The organism is Orenia sp. (genome assembly GCF_055140805.1).
In genome coordinates this window covers 1-17,731 of sequence record NZ_JBSQYM010000128.1, presented here as the reverse complement: position 1 = coordinate 17,731, position 17,731 = coordinate 1, and the positions used below count along the sequence as shown (strand labels likewise).

Here is a 17,731-nt window from a genome sequence, read left to right as displayed (position 1 = left end):
AATAAAAGATGCTTTAGTCCTCTCTCCTAAGGTAGGAGAGAGTTAGAGTGAGGTATGAAAGGTTTTGATTTATTTCATTTTAGACTTGGAGATCTATATTCTAAAGTTAAGATAAACATTGATTTTCCTCCCTATAATTCATTTTAAAATTAAAATGATATATTTGTTGTTTTAAAATAAAGATTTAATCTTCTAAAACTTTATTTCTTTTTGCCTCCTCAATCTTGTTGATGAATTTTTTTGATTCTGCTTCATCTCTAATAGTTTTAGAAAGTACTACAGTTGTGGTGAACATATAGAGTGTTGAGATAATAAAATATCCCTTAGTCACAAGTGTAACCTCTAATAAATAAACACTGATTGCTACAGAGATCACAGCAAGGGCAAAATTTAATTTTGCAAATATTGACCAATATCCTGGTGTACTATCAACATATGGTTTTTCCATCTTCAAATCCTCCTCTAGATATTTGTTTTCCAATTTTAAAAATTATTGGAATATCACACTAAATATTTTACATAATAATGGCGTAAAAATCAATAAATTTCCTAAAGAGATTATATAAAAAGCTCATATTGATTATTTGTGAAAAGTTAAATTGATAACTAATAATGAAATATAAGAAATCGGTTATCAGGAATCTGGAGTCAGCATAATTGACAGTTTTCTGACTCTTGATTCCAGATTCTTAAAATTATATCTGTATTAGTGTTAATCACAAAGTTCGTTGTTGAACCTTTTTTATTCAGTCATTCTTCCTCTACAGTGTGTGAAGATTAGTGATATTCAGCCCAAGACTACTTCTTCGATAACTTCACTCTTAGGACACGTGGCAACAATAATTTTTTAAAGTTGGATGAGTACATATTAAAATATATTATTAAATTAACCTACATATGCAGATTAGGTAAAATAATAAAAATAAATACCATTTTTTAAAGAATGAGAACAAGTATACAAAAAGCAAATTGAATCATACTAACTAATAAGAATTAATAGATAATAAAAATCTATGCAATAAGAGGAGTGTGAAAAATTTGGGTAAAATAATAACTAATCAAGGAATACCTCAACCTAAAATTCCTGGTGGAATACCAAAAATAAAGCCTAATTCACCACAAAAGTCACCAAATAAAGCTGGAAAAATTAAGAACCAGATGCAAGCTTTAAAACAATTTGGTCAAAATAATATGCCCCCTAAGGTAAAAAGTGATATCCATACTTTAACTATTGTAGGTCAAATTGAAGGTCATGCTGTCTTATCTCCTAAGAATAAGACGACTAAATACGAACATTTGATTCCTCAATTGGTGGCTATTGAACAGGCTAAGGAGGTTAAAGGTCTACTAGTAATCTTAAATACTGTAGGTGGAGATATTGAGGCTGGATTAGCTATCTCTGAGATGCTATCGAGCATGTCTAAACCTGTAGTATCATTAGTATTAGGTGGAGGGCATAGTATTGGAGTGCCAATTGCAGCTGCAGCAGATTATTCATTTATTGCTGAGACTGCAACAATGATTGTTCATCCAATTCGTCTGACAGGGATGGTGATTGGTGTACCTCAAACCTATGATTATCTAGATAAGATGCAAGAGAGAATCATTAGATTTGTGGCTAGTCATTCTACTATCAATCAAGAACGCTTTAAAGAATTGATGTTTGAGACTGGAGAATTGGTACGAGATGTAGGGACAGTCTTAGTAGGTGATCAGGCTGTTAAAGAAGGGATTATCAATGAAGTAGGTGGTTTAGGTCATGCTATGCAGAAATTACGTACTCTAATCAAGGAACAATTCCCAGAAGAAGAGCAAGAGGATGATTGTGAATGTAGTTCTGAAGAGATAGCTGAAGGTAATTGTGGCTGTTATTCTTCACAAGCAGAATTTCAACCTAGACAGAGTGTTATTGAAGCTTTAGAAGGGGATGATGACTAATGCATTACTCAATCTTTGTAGATGGCTTATGGCTTGATGAAGACAATGAAGAGATGGAAGAGACTATGGAATTGGATTATGATGGAGTCACTATGGAGATTAAGGTTACCGATATCAATGCAGGAGAGATAGTTAGAGTTATTAGCTCAGATCCTAATGATTATCTTAATGCTCAGTATCAGCCAGGAACTAAGATTGAATTTCGTCCAAGCTTTGGATAAAGTGATCTAGTAATTTAATATAAGTTATGGGCTTTAGGCTAATTCTATAAAGAAGATAAGAGAGAAGCTGAGTATTCTCTCTTATCTTTTTTTATTAGGTGCTTAGTTTTTTACCTGTCTACCTATGAAGTTAAGAAGCATTAGGTTGGAAATAATAGACTCTAAATAGAGGTGAAGAATAAAAGGTTAAAAAGAAGAGATAATAGACTATATAGATTTGATTTAATTTTAGATACAATCAATAATTTTTAAATAAGAAAACAAGTGGTGGTAGAATGATTTATGGGATAACTTTTATTTTGGTCGTAATAATTTATTTACAAGTAAATAAATTGCTTGAGCAAGAAGAGATTAAAGAACTAAGGGTCTATTTAATCATAATGTTTATAGCAATATTGTATAGCTATGGTATTTTGTTGGAATGGAATCTACCTAGACCTGGAACTATAATCCAAAATATATATAAACCTATTTCAGATTATATCTTCCTTCAAGAAAAGTAAATTTTAAAACTTCAAGTATATATTCAGGTCTTAATAAATTTATTATAAAGTTTTGCGAGAAAAGCACCATGTTTTATTTTAAAAAAGGGATTATTATAAATAAATTGCTTGATACACGGTAGCTTTAAAAATGCTAATAGCCTATCCAAATCTTTATTAGATAAGGTGTTTAATAATTTTCTAAATTGGTATATTTTTACCATATCTCTAGCAATAGGTGCTATCAGGTTAGTGTAGTCAAGTTTATTGGTAATAGCGCGAGCTGCTAAAATACCACTTTCAATGGCCTGAATCTGTCCAAATCCTATTAAACTATCGGTAAATCCTGCTGTATTTCCTACAAAATAAATATTATCCAATTGATATTGTGATATAAAGCCACATTCGAAGCTAGCATCTCTAGTCTCAATAATCTGATAATTTAACTTTTCTTTGTGCAAGAAGTTCTCCCAATAATAGTCTATTTCATGGAAGGTGATACCATTGACTACAAGGTTTAGGGTTGCTTCTTTTGGACTAGTAGGGATGAGGTATCCAAATCCATCTTTGGCATAGTCTTTGTTTAGCCACATTAAGATAGATTGAGTGTCAAAATTGCCTACAATTGTGGCAGATCTTATCTGTGCAGAGAAGGTATTTGTCCATAAATTTAAATCTTTAGCTATGAGATTACTACCTGTAGCTACTATAATATAATCAAAAGTTTCTTTTATATCTTTAACATCAACGAAACTATTAAATTGAATGGGGAGAGCAACTTGAGAGAACAGTTGATTGGCAAGAGAGTTTTTTTCTCTCATTCTATTTATAATATAGCCTAAGTTGCCCTTAATCACTGCTTTGTTTTGCGGACTAGACATAATAATCTCTTTTAATTTAAAGGTTGGCGATATATTCAAACCATAGTTCCTTTTAAGGTAGCAAAAAGGATCTGACATAAAGTGATTAAAGATATGAAGAGTTGCAGAAGTAAATAAGACAGGATTTCCAATATGTGATTTTTTCTCGAAGATAACAGGGGTAATATTATGCTGCTTAAATTCAAAGGCAGCAGCTAGACCAGAAATGCCAGCACCAATAATTGCAACCTTCATCTTAATATCATCCTCCTTTAAAAGGGTTATAGGAATAATATTTGCATATTTGAGGGAAAATATTTATTAATCACAAAAAATTCAGAGGTGAGATCATGCAAAAGATTTCTCAAGAATATGTTTTAGCTATCTTCTTTACGAAAGCATTGAATAAAGAGAAACTGCTTATAGAGAAATATAAGGCTTACTATTCAAATTTTAAAGATGAGGAAACAAAAGAGATGTTAAAGGAATTTACCAAAAATGCTCAAAAACATGTAGATATTATGAAGGACAAGATGATTAAGCTAGGTATTAAGTAAAATATGAGGTGATTTCAATGAAAGAAGCAGATATGCTAAAGGACATACTCCAATATAGGATTAATAACCAAGTATTTTATAATAGAAATATTATTGATATTAGAAATCCAGAGGTAAGAGCAGTGCTTACTCAATTAAGAGATGATGAGATGAGGTCAGTTATAAAGTTGCAACAGAAAATTGAGAAGATTGAAGCACCTGCAGGTATTATTTCTAAAGTCTTTCCTAGTCAGCCTAACTTTTAAGTAGATGCAGGTTAAATATGAAATTATAGATAATATAAGTTTAGATGCTAAGCTTAGTAATTGGGAGGAACTTATATGGAATGGATTATTATCTTTATTGTTAGCTGGATATTATTTCTGCTACTTATTGATTGGACAGAGCTAAAGGTTAATATTTGGTCTGGAATAATGGCGGTTGTTTTGCAGCTAGCTATAGATGCTCAAGCTATTAACCATAGTTGGTATAAAATTAATCGTGGAGTTTTATGGCTGTTTGGTTCCTCGCTCTTCTTTGTTATGGGACCGATACTAGTCATTGGAGTTCTTATTGCCCAATATCATCCTATAAAGCGATGGATGAGAATAGTAAATGTATTTGTACTTGCTGCTCTATTCTCTATCTATGAGCTATTAGTTCTAACAAGAAAGGCTCTTGTCTATATTGATTGGAATCATCCTGATAGTCTAGTTGTGAATCTTTCTGCTATGGTTATTTTGAGTTGGTTTAGCATTGTAGTACTAGATAAAAAAGGAGAGTCCAACTGATGAGTCTAATTTTCTACATCTTTTTAGTTATTGTACTTGGCATATTTGTATTAATATGGTTTAAAATATTGGATAAATTTGGAGGCTAAAGGATGAGGATTGCTATTATTGGAGCAGGTAAAGCAGGTCTTGCCTGTGCCCATGAACTAGAACGTCATGGCATAAAACCTGTAATCTACGAAAGAAATGGTTATATTGGAGAGCAATGGGCTCATGTAATTGCAAGTATGGAAATAGTCGATCGTCCTATAAAGAATCCTATGGCTTATGTCAAAAATAATTTTGCTATCAAGATTAAGTCTTTGAATAAACTTACTAAAGTAGTCCATAGAGCACCACACAAGATAACAACTATAAAAGGTAACCTAGGTTATCTTTATAAGTCTGATCGAGACAAAGATTCTGTAAAATATCAATTATATTCACAGTTAAAGAATACTAAAGTAGTATTGAACCAAGTGGGAGATTATGAACTTCTCACTAAAAAATATGACTATGTTGTTATAAGTACAGGAAACCCTAATTATACTAAGCAATTGGGGTGTTGGCAGGAGTTGGTTAATTCTTATGTAAGGGGAGCTACAGTTGCAGGAGAGTTTGATCCTAATGCCTTAATAGTATGGATAAACAAAGAATATTGTAAGAATGGATATGCCTATTTAACTCCATTTAGTGAAAAAAAAGCGTCTTTGACACTCATAACCACAGATGTCAATGAGAAGGAGATAGATCATTATTGGCAGGTGTTTTTGTCTAGAGAGAATATAAAATATAAAATTCTTGAGGAGTATAAGATGAAACATAATCTAGGGATAGCTTATCCTAGAATTTACAAGAATATTATCTTTGCTGGTAATTCAGCAGGGGGGTTGGATCCATTTCTGGGGTTTGGACTATTAAATGCGATAACTATGGGGGTAGCAGCTGCTAGAACTATAGTCAAAGGATATAGTTATGAAGAACAGATAAATCATATTATCAAAAGAAATTTTGAATTAAAAAAATTTAGAGAGGCTTTTAATAAGTTAAATAACAAAGATTTGGATAACCTTATTTCTGTAATTGGTTTACCAGGCATCAAACATTTAACTTATTATAGCCCTCTTAATATTACTCAAATAGGGTCTTTAGCTATAAAATTGATGGAGAAGTTGAAGTCAATAAATAATAAAAAAAAGTAGGAAAGTTATCTGTTTGAAATTTTATGATAATAAAAGAAATAATACGATAGATATTGCGACACTTTTAAATATCAGTGTGAGTGGGTGTGTGAGTATTAGTAAACCCCAATAGAAAGGCACTTTACACTCACACTCATAACTCACACTAATACGAAAGTGTCGTAATATCCCCATTAAGTATCATTATTATAGTTTGAATATGATAATGGCTTAATCTATTCTTTTTTCTAAATAGCTATAAAATAAATATATCCATAGGTAAGTTAAGATATAAGTTATGAGGGACCATGGAAACATTTGCCACCCAGTAAAGACAACAGTCTTAGTTAATATACTAGCATATTCGAAGACGAGCATTGCTATAGTCCATAGGCTTGTATAAACTAGTATAGGCTTTATTTTTGCTGGGAGAAACATTGTATAGATGATATTTAGTACTGGATAAATTAAAAGTCCTGCCAAAATAATATATAATATAGACTTTTGAGGTTCAATATAATAATAAAGTTTAAAATATTCTCCTAAGAGTGTTTCGTAGAGCAGGGAATAAGCTACAGTAGTGATACCGATAATTGTATTGGCTAGTGTAGCAGGCTTAAAGTGTATGCAGATGATGAAAATTATCCAGAGTATAATAATAGAACCATAAAAGAATCCATATTCCATTAATCAAGCACCTCATCTTCTCTATTTTTATTTTTGATAGTAGATATTAAAAGTAATATAATTGGTATAATAACTGCTATACTAGAGACATAAAAGGGATAGATATAGTGTATAAAATTAAGAATTTCTGTTTGATTTCTAGCAATTATAATTGAAAAGCAGATGGTTAAGATACCTACTGGAATAATCATAGATTTATATGACTTTAAGGAGAACAGCTGAGCTAGACCTAATACAGTAGCATAATAATAAATAGCAATATTAATAAAGATTCCTGTAAGCCAAATTAGCATAATAAGGGCATCAATGTGTTCTATATATTGACCAAAGCGAATTACCCGAACATAACCCAACGCAGGAAATATCATGTGTTTTGTTAAAGGACCAAAAATAGAAATAAGCAGAACTCCAATCATCAAACCATTTCCTAACATAATTGTTGCTATAGATATATTTCTATGTAATCTTTCTTTTTTGGTTATAAAAGGAATCAGTTGAAGTAATACAATTGATTTTAGAAGCCAGGTTTGGATTAATAAAGCACCTCTTAAAGGAGGAGCTATACCATCTGATAATATAGGTAAAAAATAATTAAAGTCCATCTTAGGAATATTGAGAAAACCTATAAATATTAAAGTTAACATACCTAGAGGCAGAAGTATATTGTTTAATCTTGCAATCACCTCTAAACCACCATAGAGACTGTAAGCTGCTATTATTATAATAAGAAGATTAAAGATAGAGGTCTCGATATTGAAGAAAAGACCTAGAATTTCTTGTAGTTCCCTTGCTGTTATAGCGGTATTAAAAAGGAAGAAATATATGTATATAAAGGCTACTAACTTGCCTAAAGGTTTTCCTAGAATATCACAAGCGTATTGGACTATTGTCTTATCAGAGTATTTAATTCCTAATATTAAGAATAAATTAATAAATATTAATCCACTAATAGTGCCTATGATTACAGAAATCCAAGAATCTTGATGTGCCTGTTTGGCTACAAAGGCAGGGAGTAAAACATCGGCTGTGGCTATAACAAGGGTGATAATAAGTAAAGTTATTTGAAAATTAGAAATTTTTCCTTGTTCCTGTAACTGCTTAAAGTCTGGTGCTTTGTCCATAATACAACCTTTCTGATTCATATTAGTTCAAAATTTAGTATTCCCTTATTTTTTATTAAGTATTCAAGAAAAAATACAATTCTTTTATCTTAAGTTAATTACTGTCTTTGCTATTTAATCTATGTTATAATATAACATTGAAATGTATATTAATTTAGAAAGGAGTGGTACAAGGAGGAGAATATATAAATGATAATTATCCTGATTGGAAAGCTGGTGTTGGGTTTAACTCTGTTTTTATTGGGTATGGAAGGGGTTAAAGATAGTTTTTATAAAGCATCAGGTCAAAGACTAGAGTATCTTTTGAAGACTCTTACTAATAATATTATTAGTAGTATCATAACTGGTATTGTAGTTACTATGATTATCCAAAGCAGTAGTGCTACTACAGTAATTATTATCAGTCTAGTTAATGCCAACTTATTGACTCTTGAGCAAGCTTTTGGAGTGATTATGGGTGCTAATATTGGAACTACTGTGACTGTTCAATTAATCTCTTTTAGACTAGAAGAGTACTTGTGGATTGTTATAATTTTAGGAATTATATTTTATTTGCTCTACTATGTGAAGAGGAATAGAAAGCTAATGTATATAGGTAGAGGATTGCTTGGTTTTAGTATCCTTTTTATTGGTCTAGAGATTTTGAGTAATATGATAGTCAATATACAGGATTTAGATATATTTGTTAATACTATGACTTATCTAGGTTCTAAGCCTTTATTGGGAATTTTAATAGGTATTGTTCTAACAGCCATTATTCAAAGTAGTAGTGCCTTAACAGGGATTATTGTAGTTTTAGCTAAAGGTGGGATGGTTGACTTAACTTTGGCTATAACTTTAGCATTAGGTAGTAATATTGGGACATGTATCACTGCTTTTATAGCATCTATAGGAAGTTCTAGGGTAGCTAAACAGACGGCATGGGCACATATTTTATTCAATATCTTTGGAGTTATTGCAGTTTTACCAATATTATCACTTTTTATAGAGTTAATTTCTTTAACCAGTCAAGAATTGGCTAGACAGATTGCTAATGCACATACAGTCTTTAATCTATTTAATACTCTAATAGTATTACCAGCTAGAGGGATATTTATCAAAGTTATCAGAACAGTAAGTAGTGAAGAGTGAAGAGTGGAGTGGGAAAATTCGTTTGGGTATTTTCCCCTCACGAAGAGTTCGAAGAACTCGAAGGAAGAGTGAAGAGTGAAGAGTGAAGAGTGAAGAGTGAAGAGTGAAGAGTGAAGAGTGAAGAGTGAAGAGTTGAAGAGTGAAGAGTGAAGAGTGAAGAGTGAAGAGTGAAGAGTGAAGAGTGAAGAGTGAAGAGTGAAGAGTGAAGAGTGAAGAGTGAAGAGTGAAGAGTTTTGATAATGGTTATTATTTTTTTATTTGTTACTTTTCACTCTGTCACCCGTTACTGTACTTAAAAAGGAGGGGTTATAATGCTAGCTAAAGATATCATGACTAAAGAAGTGGTTACAGTAAGACCTGAACAGACTGTAAAAGAGGTAGCTAAAATCTTAACAGATAATAAAATCAGTGGAGTACCAGTGGTTGAAGATGAGAAGCTAATAGGGATTGTTAGTGAGGGTGATTTAATAACTCGAGATAAGAAGTTACAATTTCCTAACTATGTTTACTTCCTGGATAGTGTCTTCTATTTAGATAGTTTAGAGAAGTTTGAGAAGGACTTTAAGAAGATGGTTGGAGTTGAAGTTAAGGATATAATGACAGAAGATGTCATAACTGTTAGTCCTGATACTGAGGTAGAGGAGATAGCTACTATCTTAACTGAAGATGGGGTCAACCGTGTTCCTGTAGTTGAAGATGGTAAATTGCTTGGTATTGTGAGTCGTGGAGATATTGTCAAATGTATCGGTGAAGGGTTATTAGATTAAGTTTAATTATAAAAAATTAAATAGGTGCAGAGAGAGTATATCGATAGATTTTTGACGACTATAAACTTTTTTGCTATACTCATTAATGTAAATACACCCTTTAGGGTGTATTTTTTATGAAGGGAGTGTAGATTTTATAGTATGCTTAATTTAGTTATTAGAGACTTAGCTAGAGGGACTGGACCTGGTGATATAGTAGGAGCTTTTATTAATGAGGCTAAAATAGAGTCTAGTCAGATTGGAAAGATCGATTTTCATGGTAAGGTTGCTCTTGTAGAGATAAATGACAGTGTTGCTCAAAAAGTAGCAGATGTAATGAACAATAATAAGATAGCAGGTAAAGAGGTTAAGGTTGAGATTGATAATAGTTTTAAAGAGAGATTGAAATATATTGATGATTATGTCAATAAATATAGATATTTAGTTCAGTTAGAACGGAAAGAAGAGATGAGAATTCAAGAGTTAGAGATTAAGAACTTAACTGGATACCAAAGAGAAAAGAAAGGAAGAGCTATTCTAAATTTAAAGGGTAGAGAGCAAGGACAGGGATTTGGTGGAAAGTTCTTAGTTAAGCTTATTAGACAGAGAAGGGGAGAGTTATTACCTGATACTCAAATTGGTGTGGGAGATTTGGTGATGATTAGTAAGGGGAACCCTTTGGCTAAAGATAACCCTACAGGAACGGTAGTAGAGATGACTAATTATTCTATTACTGTAGTTTTTGATAAGAGACCACCCAAATTTATTTATAGTAAGGGTTTAAGACTAGATCTGTATGTAAATGATATTACCTTTCAAAGGATGTTAGGGGCTTTGGAGAGGTTAAAATCTGCGCAAGGTAGACTGGCAGAGTTGAGGGATAAAATAGTAGGATTAGAAGATATAGAATTTGGGAAAGATATAGCTATTAATCTTAAAAATAAACTCTTAAACTCATCACAACAAGAAGCAGTAAAGGCTGCTTTAGCAGCTAAAGATTTATTTTTAGTACATGGACCTCCAGGAACGGGAAAGACGGTAACTGCCATTGAGATTTTGGAGCAGAGTATTGAGCAAGATAAAAGTATTTTGGCTACAGCAGATTCCAATACAGCTGTAGATAATCTGGTAGAGCGACTGGTCAAAAGGGGTAGAAAGGTATTAAGGATTGGACATCCTGCAAGGGTGACACCACTTTTAAGGGAGCATACCCTTGATTATTTAATTAACGAACATCCTAAATATCAACAGGCTAAGCAGATTAGAGAAGAAGCCTATCACCTTCTAGAAGAACAGAAGAAGTATACTCATCCTAGTGGAAGATGGAGAAGAGGAATGAGCAATAAGGAAATTAAAGCTTTAGCCAAGCAAGGTCGAGGTAGTAGAGGGATTCCTGTTAATAAGATTCAAGAGATGGGAGAATGGTTGGAGTTACAAGAGAAGATTGATAGCTTATTTACAGAGGTTGATAGATTGGAGAGTGAAGCAGTTAGAGGGTTAATTAATCAAGCTGAGGTAGTCTGTGCTACTAACTCTACAGCAGGCTCTGAAATCTTAGCAAGAGAGGTTTTTGATTTATTATTAGTGGATGAAGCTACTCAAGCAACAGAACCTTCTACGTTGATTCCCTTTGTTAAAGCAGATAAGGTTATCTTAGTTGGTGACCATAAGCAGTTACCTCCAACTATACTCAATCAAAAGGCTGAAAGCTCAGGCTTAGCAAAATCTCTATTTGAAAGATTATTAGAGCTTTATCACTCTGAGGTTAAGGTAATGCTAACTACTCAATATAGAATGAATGAGCAGATAATGAACTTTGCTAGTCAAGAGTTCTATAATGGTAACTTGCTAGTGGCTTCTGAAATAAAGGATATCAGTCTTAAAGATTTAGATATTAATATCTTTGCAGGAAATTCTCCAGCAGAGCAGGCTTTTAACCGTCAAGAAGGAATTATATTTTTTGATACTCAAGGTATGGAGGCTCCTGAAAGATCTAACAATGACTCTAAGTCTATCTACAATAGAATTGAAGCAGAGTTGAGTGTAGAGATTATTAAACATGGAATTAGTGCTGGAATTAATAATAATGAGATTGCTTTAATTGCTCCTTATAAAGCTCAAGTTGCTTTAATTAAGAAGTTATTAAAGGGAGAAGAAATAGAAGTAAATACTGTAGATAGCTTTCAAGGTAGAGAGAAGGAGATAATTATCTTATCTTTAGTAAGAAGTAATCTACAAGGGAATATTGGATTTTTACAGGATATTAGAAGATTAAATGTCTCTGTTACTAGAGCCAAAAGAAGACTGATTATCATTGGGGATACTGCTACTATATCCAACAATTCAATTTATAACAATTTAATAGAATATGTTAAATCTAATGGATATTACTACAAATTGTAGAAGGTATTTGGTATAAATTACTTGTCCAAATGGACTAATAAATTTTCCACTCTATTGACATCGTGGTTATAAAAATATATAATTACTTTAGTGGCTTTTTGTATAGTTATAACTTATTATGAGGTGATAAAATACTATGGGTCAAAGCCAATTCCTGAAAAGAAGAGTTTATAGTAAGGTAGAAGATAGGGAGAAATTAAAAGAAAGATTGAAAAGAGGTTATTGCCAAATGGCAGAGATAAACTTAAAATTGGCCCAAGAGGGATTACCAGCAGATAGAGAGGCTTATCAATATTTTTAGAATATATAGAGACGTTAATAGCGTCTCTTTTTATTCATTGAAATGTATAAATTACAGTAAATTGTAAAAACTAGGGTATAGATTATTTTTTATCTCTTCAATTATAAAATTTATACACGATATAAAACTATTAGACATATATTAATGTAAGTTTTAGCTACAACTTGGAGGTGTTCTTTTTGACTACTAATTTAAAGAAAGTTATGATCAGTTTGCCAAATAATTTATTACAAGAAATTGATGGCTTCATTAAAGAAGATAATCAAGACCGTAGTCAATTTATTAGTGATGCTATGGAGGTCTATGTTAATCAACTGCGTAGCAGTAAATTTCGAGATGAGATGAAACAGGGATATTTAGATATGGCCAAAATAAATCTTTGTATAGCAACAGAATGCTTTATGGTTGAGAATAACACCTTTTTTAATTATGAGGCTAGATTAGCGGAGTGTGATTAAATTGACAATTAAACGAGGTGATGTTTACTATGCAGATTTGAACCCTGTTGTTGGTTCAGAACAAGGGGGAATCAGACCTGTATTGGTAATTCAGAATGATATCGGAAATAAGTATAGTCCTACAGTAATTATTGCGGCAATTACTTCTAAAATTGATAAAGCTAAACTACCTACTCATGTAGAAATTGATGCAACAATTTCTAGTTTAGATAGAGATTCGGTTATTCTACTTGAGCAGATTAGGACTATAGACAAAAAACGCTTAAAAAGACATGTAACTCATCTCGGTGATAAGATAGTAGAAGAAGTAAATAAAGCATTGGAGATTAGTATTGGTCTAGTTGAATTATAGAACTTAATCCTGTGGCTAAGTAATTTAAATTACTTAGCTAAAATTATTTTTTGTTATCTTTCTCTTCCTAAATTAATATACATAAATTAAGATTGAGGCTGAGTCTAAGTCTAAGTGAAATCCTTGTACTTAAGCTAATTCTCAAGCTTAAACTTAAATTATTTAAGGAAGTGAGACTATGGATGAAATTATCAAGTTTATTGAAGGTATAGAAAAGGAACTAATCTCGATGAGACGAGATATTCATCAATATCCTGAAGTAGGTTTTGAAGAATACAGAACCTCCCAAAAGATAGTCGATTTCTTAAAAGAGTTAGATATAGAGGTTAAGAGAGTAGCTAAAACGGGAGTAGTGGCTTTGTTAGACTGTGGAGAAGGTCCAGTGATTGCTTTAAGGGCTGATATTGATGCTTTACCGATTGAAGAAAAGACTAAGGTTAGTTATAAGTCCAAGGTCACAGGTGCAATGCATGCCTGTGGACATGATGGACATACTGCAATACTCTTGGGTGTAGCTAAGGTATTAAGTAAGTTTAGAGATAGGTTAAAGGGAAAGGTGAAATTTATCTTTCAACCAGCTGAAGAAGGGCCGGGAGGTGCATTACCTTTGATCGAGGCAGGAGTTTTAGAAGAACCACAGGTTGATAACATCTTTGGACTACATATAGAGGAGTCACTTCCTACTGGGACTATAGGGGTACAACCTAAGGTGGGGTCGGCAGCAGCAGATGAGATTGATCTACTAATTAAAGGAAAGGGCGGACATGCAGCAGCACCACATCAAGGGGTAGATGCAATCATTACTGCCAGTCAAGTAGTAACAGCTTTACAGACTATTGTTAGTAGGCAGATTAACCCACAAAAATCGGCAGTAATCAGTTTAGGGACTATTAATGGTGGTTATAAGAGAAATGTCATTGCTGATGAAGTTGAGATAACAGGAACAGTTCGGACAACTGATCCTGACTTAAGGAAGATGATGCCTGAAATGATGGAACAGATTATTAAAGGTATTACTTTAAGTCAGAGGTCTGATTATAATCTTGATTATAGATTTGGTTATCCAGTTCTAATCAATTCGACAGAATTAGTATATGAGACCAAAGATGCTATAGGAGCAATCCCCTATGTTGATGAGATTAAGTATATCTCCCAATCTTCTATGGGAGCAGAGGATTTTGCTTATTACTTACAGCAAGTACCTGGTATCTTCTTTAGATTGGGGGCAGCAGACCCTAGTGAAGATTATTATCCTGGTCATCATCCCAAATTTAATTTTGATGAAAGAGCATTAAAGATAGGAGTGGCACTTTTTGTCTACATTACTTTAAATAGAATAGAGGAGTAACACTACTATTTATAGAATATATCAAGTAGGTTGAATTACTTGACTTATTATAGATCTCCAATTTGCTTTAAAGTCAAATTTAATGGATATATTATGATAGTTTTAGTAGTAGATTAGGCGGATGAAAAGCTAACTTTCTAAAATATATAAATTGAACTAATGTTTTTCTTAAAGAATTTAAAATATTTTTTGCAACGAATTAACACGAATCATACGAATTAAAGGCAAAAAAAATAAATTAATATTTTAAAATCAATTTTGTTTTAAATTGGCGTAAATTCGCTAGGTTAGTTGCTAAATAAGTTGAAATATTAATTTTTTATCAATGAAATTCTTTAATTCAATCTATATAAATAAATTTTTAGAATATATTTATTGTCTGCTTAAACTTATTCTTAAACTTAGACTGAGTCTAAGTTGCTAAAGTAGATTAGATGTTATAATCAAAAAACATAGTAGATATAGTTAAATATTGTTGATAAAGATGATTAATATAGCAATTGAGGAGCTAGTGGTAAGTTAATAGTAAAAATATTTACTATTGACTTGTTACTAGTTGTTTCTCACTGTCTTAACATAGTAATTTGGAAGGAGGAGATTATGAAGTTGAAGAGATATTTGCTGGCTTTTATTTTAATTATAATGTTACTATTTTCTAATCCGATTGAAGCAGAAGAGGTTTCAGCTAAAAGTTTATTAGCAGATGTAGTATCTCAATTAGAGCAAGTCAAAGATTTTAAAGGGACAATTGTATCTAAATTATATCTTGGTGAAGAAGTAATAGATTATCGGACACAAGTGATGAAATCTGAAACTAGATCTATGAGTCATAATTTAAGTGATAACAGTCTAGCATCAGAAGAGAATAAGTTATTAAACTCCATCCCATGGATTTATTTACCTCCAAATTATAATATTTTAAAGAACTCTCTACCTTTAGAAGGTCAATTAGACTACCAAGAACCTTTAGATAAACTAAATAATCTATATAATATAGAGTTATTAGGTGAATCTATTGATGGTGAGCGGGAAGTCTATATTATCCAGTTAGAGAATATGCTTACGATTCAAAGAGTATTTGTGGATAAAGAGTATAAGACCATCTCTAAGATTGAAATATTTAATGGGGCGAATATTAGGTTAGCAACTATTAATTATCAGAATATTACTCTATTTGATTCTAAAATCTGGCTACCAGTTAGGATAGTGGTCAATGATGGTAGAGGAAAGCTGTTAATGGAAGTTATTTATCAGGATTGGGATGTTAATATTGGATTGACTGAATTTGACTTTGCTAAAGGTTTTGATACAGATTATCAGACCAAAATCAAACAACTTAAAGAGAAGTTAAAAGAGCAAAGAGAGAATGACAAACTATATCTATTATTAAGTGACTTATATGTCAAGGATGGTAACTTAGAAGAGGCTGTCAATAGTCTACAGAATGCTATTAGGATAAAAGATAGTATAGAATATAGGAAGAAGTTAGTGAAGATATATCAAATGCAAGGAAGATATAGAGAGGCCTTAGGTGAGATTAGAGTTGCATTACAATCAGCATATAGTGATGCAGAGCTCAATTACCTATTAGGAGAGGTACAATTACAGTTGGGTAAAATCAATAATGCTCGCTACTCTTTAGAGAAGGCCGTTGATTTAGAGCCTAAAAATACTCTTTATTTAGAAAAATTATTCTGGGTATATAGTAATTTAGCTGATGAATTTGGTAAGTATATGCTAGAGCGAGCTGAAGGTATAGCAGATAAACTAGTTAAGTTGGAACCTAAAAACAAAAGTTATAGGACTTACTTAGCTGATATTTACCTTGAAAAAGGTGAAGAATTTAAGGCTTATCAAGCTTATTCTAAAGCAGTTGAATTAGCCCCTGAGGATACATGGGTCTATGTCAAATTAGCTCAATTTTATGATACGGTAGATAAAGATGATAAAGCAGAAGAATTATATAAATATATTTTCTACCTAGATGATTCCTTAGAAAACTTGAGGCGTTTGGCTGATTTCTATTTTGAAGAAGGGAAATATGAGTTGGCTTTAAAGGAGTATGAATCCCTTCAAAATAGAAGTGCAGGTAATTTGAATTTGAAGTTCAAAGTCGCTGAAAGTTATTTAGCTATTGGTGATAATGAAAAAGGATTGAGTATCTTTAATAAGATTTTAGAAGAGAATAACTTAGGTGAGTTCTATTTACAGATAGGAGATGTAGTGAAGAAGTATAATCTTGATGCAGCAATTGATATCTATCATTCTGCCTTAAAAGAAGAAGGTCTACTGACAAAAGAAGAGATAGAGGAGATTTATAGGCGTTTAGGATATATCTACTTTGAAGAAGAGGGTCAAAAAGAATTAAATAAATTAGACCAACTATTAAAGATAGATTCTCAATCTAAAATCTATCAGTTGTTGGGTAAGTATAAGTTTTCAGCTGGTGATTTAGAGAAGGCTATCTCTTATTTCAAATTGGCACTTGATCGGCAAGATAATATAGATAACCATTATAATTTAGCCTTGGCTTACTTAATGGTTGACCACTTTGACTTGGCTAGGTCAGAAGCAGAAAAGATAGTTAAGGTGAAAGAAGCTAGAGGAACAGAGTTATTGGAATTAATCAGGAGAGTAAGTAAGTTGCAACAGGATTATAAAGAAATCTATATACCCGGCAGAATTAATCGTATCAAAGGTGATAGGTTGCGCCAACAAGGAAAGTTGATTGAAGCCTTATTCCAATACAGAGAATCTATTTATGAGAATTATGATTATAAGTTACCATATTTTTATGTAGGTCTTATCAGTGGACTTAGAGGTGATAATCTACAGTTAGAGATGGCTAAATCTGTATTAGAAGGGGAAGAGCTTGAACTCTTAAAGGAGTTATTAATTCATATAGAAGATATTAATAGATTTTAAATTTTTTAGCTACTAGCTATTAATAGCTAGTAGCTAATTTTTTTTGTTATTAAGGAAATTATGCTTTTTTAGAGGTTGTGTATAACTTGTTTAAAAGGGTTAAAAAAGTAGCAACGAATTAACGCGAATAGCACGAATTAAAATTTAAAAACTAAATTAGGTCTTAAAAATATTTTGACTTAAATTCGCGTAAATTAGTGAGATTCGTTGCTAAAAATTGTTTTGAATTATTTTTAAGGCTTTGAGTAGAAGACTGGGCGATAGCCCATTT

18 protein-coding genes are annotated in these 17,731 nt (G+C 32.0%); 15 read left to right on the top strand and 3 right to left on the bottom strand.

Translation table 11 applies throughout. From position 1 onward, the window contains the following. Positions 1–184 precede the first annotated feature (184 nt). On the bottom strand, positions 185–448 hold the full coding sequence (locus ACTCDL_RS11980; RefSeq protein ID WP_463176854.1) for a YiaA/YiaB family inner membrane protein: 264 nt from the start codon (positions 446–448) through the stop codon (positions 185–187). Between the two features lie 590 nt (positions 449–1,038). On the opposite strand from ACTCDL_RS11980, the gene ACTCDL_RS11975 reads away from it, so the two are divergent. From ACTCDL_RS11975 to ACTCDL_RS11965, 3 genes are all read left to right on the top strand, one after another. Further along, positions 1,039–1,938, top strand: coding sequence for a ClpP family protease (locus ACTCDL_RS11975; protein WP_463176851.1), 900 nt, complete (start codon positions 1,039–1,041; stop codon positions 1,936–1,938). Then, on the top strand, positions 1,938–2,159 hold the full coding sequence (locus ACTCDL_RS11970; protein WP_463176848.1) for a YlzJ-like family protein: 222 nt from the start codon (positions 1,938–1,940) through the stop codon (positions 2,157–2,159). The genes ACTCDL_RS11975 and ACTCDL_RS11970 overlap by 1 nt, the downstream gene beginning before the upstream one ends. A 275-nt stretch (positions 2,160–2,434) precedes the next feature. After that, positions 2,435–2,662: a hypothetical protein gene (locus tag ACTCDL_RS11965; RefSeq protein ID WP_463176845.1), complete on the top strand. Its 228-nt coding sequence runs from the start codon at positions 2,435–2,437 to the stop codon at positions 2,660–2,662. 23 nt (positions 2,663–2,685) lie between these two features. Here ACTCDL_RS11965 and ACTCDL_RS11960 read toward each other — a convergent pair whose 3' ends face one another. Continuing rightward, on the bottom strand, positions 2,686–3,756 hold the full coding sequence (locus tag ACTCDL_RS11960; protein ID WP_463176843.1) for an NAD(P)/FAD-dependent oxidoreductase: 1,071 nt from the start codon (positions 3,754–3,756) through the stop codon (positions 2,686–2,688). A gap of 95 nt (positions 3,757–3,851) precedes the next feature. Here ACTCDL_RS11960 and ACTCDL_RS11955 point away from each other — a divergent pair, with 95 nt between their 5' ends. The 4 genes from ACTCDL_RS11955 (at position 3,852) to ACTCDL_RS11940 (ending at position 6,009) form a co-directional block, all read left to right on the top strand. Beyond that, entirely contained in the window at positions 3,852–4,058 is a 207-nt protein-coding gene (locus ACTCDL_RS11955; protein WP_463176841.1) for a hypothetical protein, read from the top strand. Positions 4,059–4,075: 17 nt separating this feature from the next. After that, entirely contained in the window at positions 4,076–4,303 is a 228-nt protein-coding gene (locus ACTCDL_RS11950) for a hypothetical protein (protein WP_463176838.1), read from the top strand. A 75-nt stretch (positions 4,304–4,378) separates the two neighbouring features. Beyond that, positions 4,379–4,828 (top strand): hypothetical protein, encoded by a 450-nt coding sequence (locus ACTCDL_RS11945; RefSeq protein WP_463176834.1) that lies wholly within the window; start codon positions 4,379–4,381, stop codon positions 4,826–4,828. A 92-nt stretch (positions 4,829–4,920) separates the two neighbouring features. Further along, positions 4,921–6,009 (top strand): NAD(P)/FAD-dependent oxidoreductase, encoded by a 1,089-nt coding sequence (locus tag ACTCDL_RS11940; protein WP_463176832.1) that lies wholly within the window; start codon positions 4,921–4,923, stop codon positions 6,007–6,009. 665 nt (positions 6,010–6,674) lie between these two features. On the opposite strand, the gene ACTCDL_RS11935 is transcribed toward ACTCDL_RS11940, so the two are convergent. After that, a complete protein-coding gene (locus ACTCDL_RS11935) occupies positions 6,675–7,817 on the bottom strand; it encodes a GerAB/ArcD/ProY family transporter (RefSeq protein ID WP_463176829.1) in 1,143 nt (380 codons plus the stop codon). 168 nt (positions 7,818–7,985) lie between these two features. Here ACTCDL_RS11935 and ACTCDL_RS11930 point away from each other — a divergent pair, with 168 nt between their 5' ends. The 8 genes from ACTCDL_RS11930 to ACTCDL_RS11895 all read left to right on the top strand — a co-directional run bounded on the left by ACTCDL_RS11930 (position 7,986) and on the right by ACTCDL_RS11895 (position 17,460). Continuing rightward, complete coding sequence (locus ACTCDL_RS11930) at positions 7,986–8,927, top strand: Na/Pi cotransporter family protein (RefSeq protein ID WP_463176823.1); 942 nt, start codon at positions 7,986–7,988, stop codon at positions 8,925–8,927. Positions 8,928–9,238: 311 nt separating this feature from the next. After that, positions 9,239–9,694, top strand: coding sequence for a CBS domain-containing protein (locus ACTCDL_RS11925; RefSeq protein WP_463176819.1), 456 nt, complete (start codon positions 9,239–9,241; stop codon positions 9,692–9,694). A 141-nt stretch (positions 9,695–9,835) separates the two neighbouring features. Beyond that, entirely contained in the window at positions 9,836–12,076 is a 2,241-nt protein-coding gene (locus ACTCDL_RS11920) for an IGHMBP2 family helicase (RefSeq protein WP_463176817.1), read from the top strand. A gap of 136 nt (positions 12,077–12,212) precedes the next feature. Next, positions 12,213–12,377, top strand: coding sequence for a hypothetical protein (locus tag ACTCDL_RS11915; RefSeq protein WP_172431909.1), 165 nt, complete (start codon positions 12,213–12,215; stop codon positions 12,375–12,377). Positions 12,378–12,556: 179 nt separating this feature from the next. Further along, positions 12,557–12,835 (top strand): CopG family ribbon-helix-helix protein, encoded by a 279-nt coding sequence (locus ACTCDL_RS11910; RefSeq protein ID WP_463176814.1) that lies wholly within the window; start codon positions 12,557–12,559, stop codon positions 12,833–12,835. A gap of 1 nt (position 12,836) precedes the next feature. After that, on the top strand, positions 12,837–13,187 hold the full coding sequence (locus tag ACTCDL_RS11905; RefSeq protein ID WP_463176810.1) for a type II toxin-antitoxin system PemK/MazF family toxin: 351 nt from the start codon (positions 12,837–12,839) through the stop codon (positions 13,185–13,187). Between the two features lie 178 nt (positions 13,188–13,365). Further along, a complete protein-coding gene (locus ACTCDL_RS11900) occupies positions 13,366–14,535 on the top strand; it encodes a M20 metallopeptidase family protein (RefSeq protein WP_463176808.1) in 1,170 nt (389 codons plus the stop codon). Positions 14,536–15,135: 600 nt separating this feature from the next. Continuing rightward, a complete protein-coding gene (locus tag ACTCDL_RS11895) occupies positions 15,136–17,460 on the top strand; it encodes a tetratricopeptide repeat protein (RefSeq protein ID WP_463176805.1) in 2,325 nt (774 codons plus the stop codon). Positions 17,461–17,731: the final 271 nt, after the last annotated feature.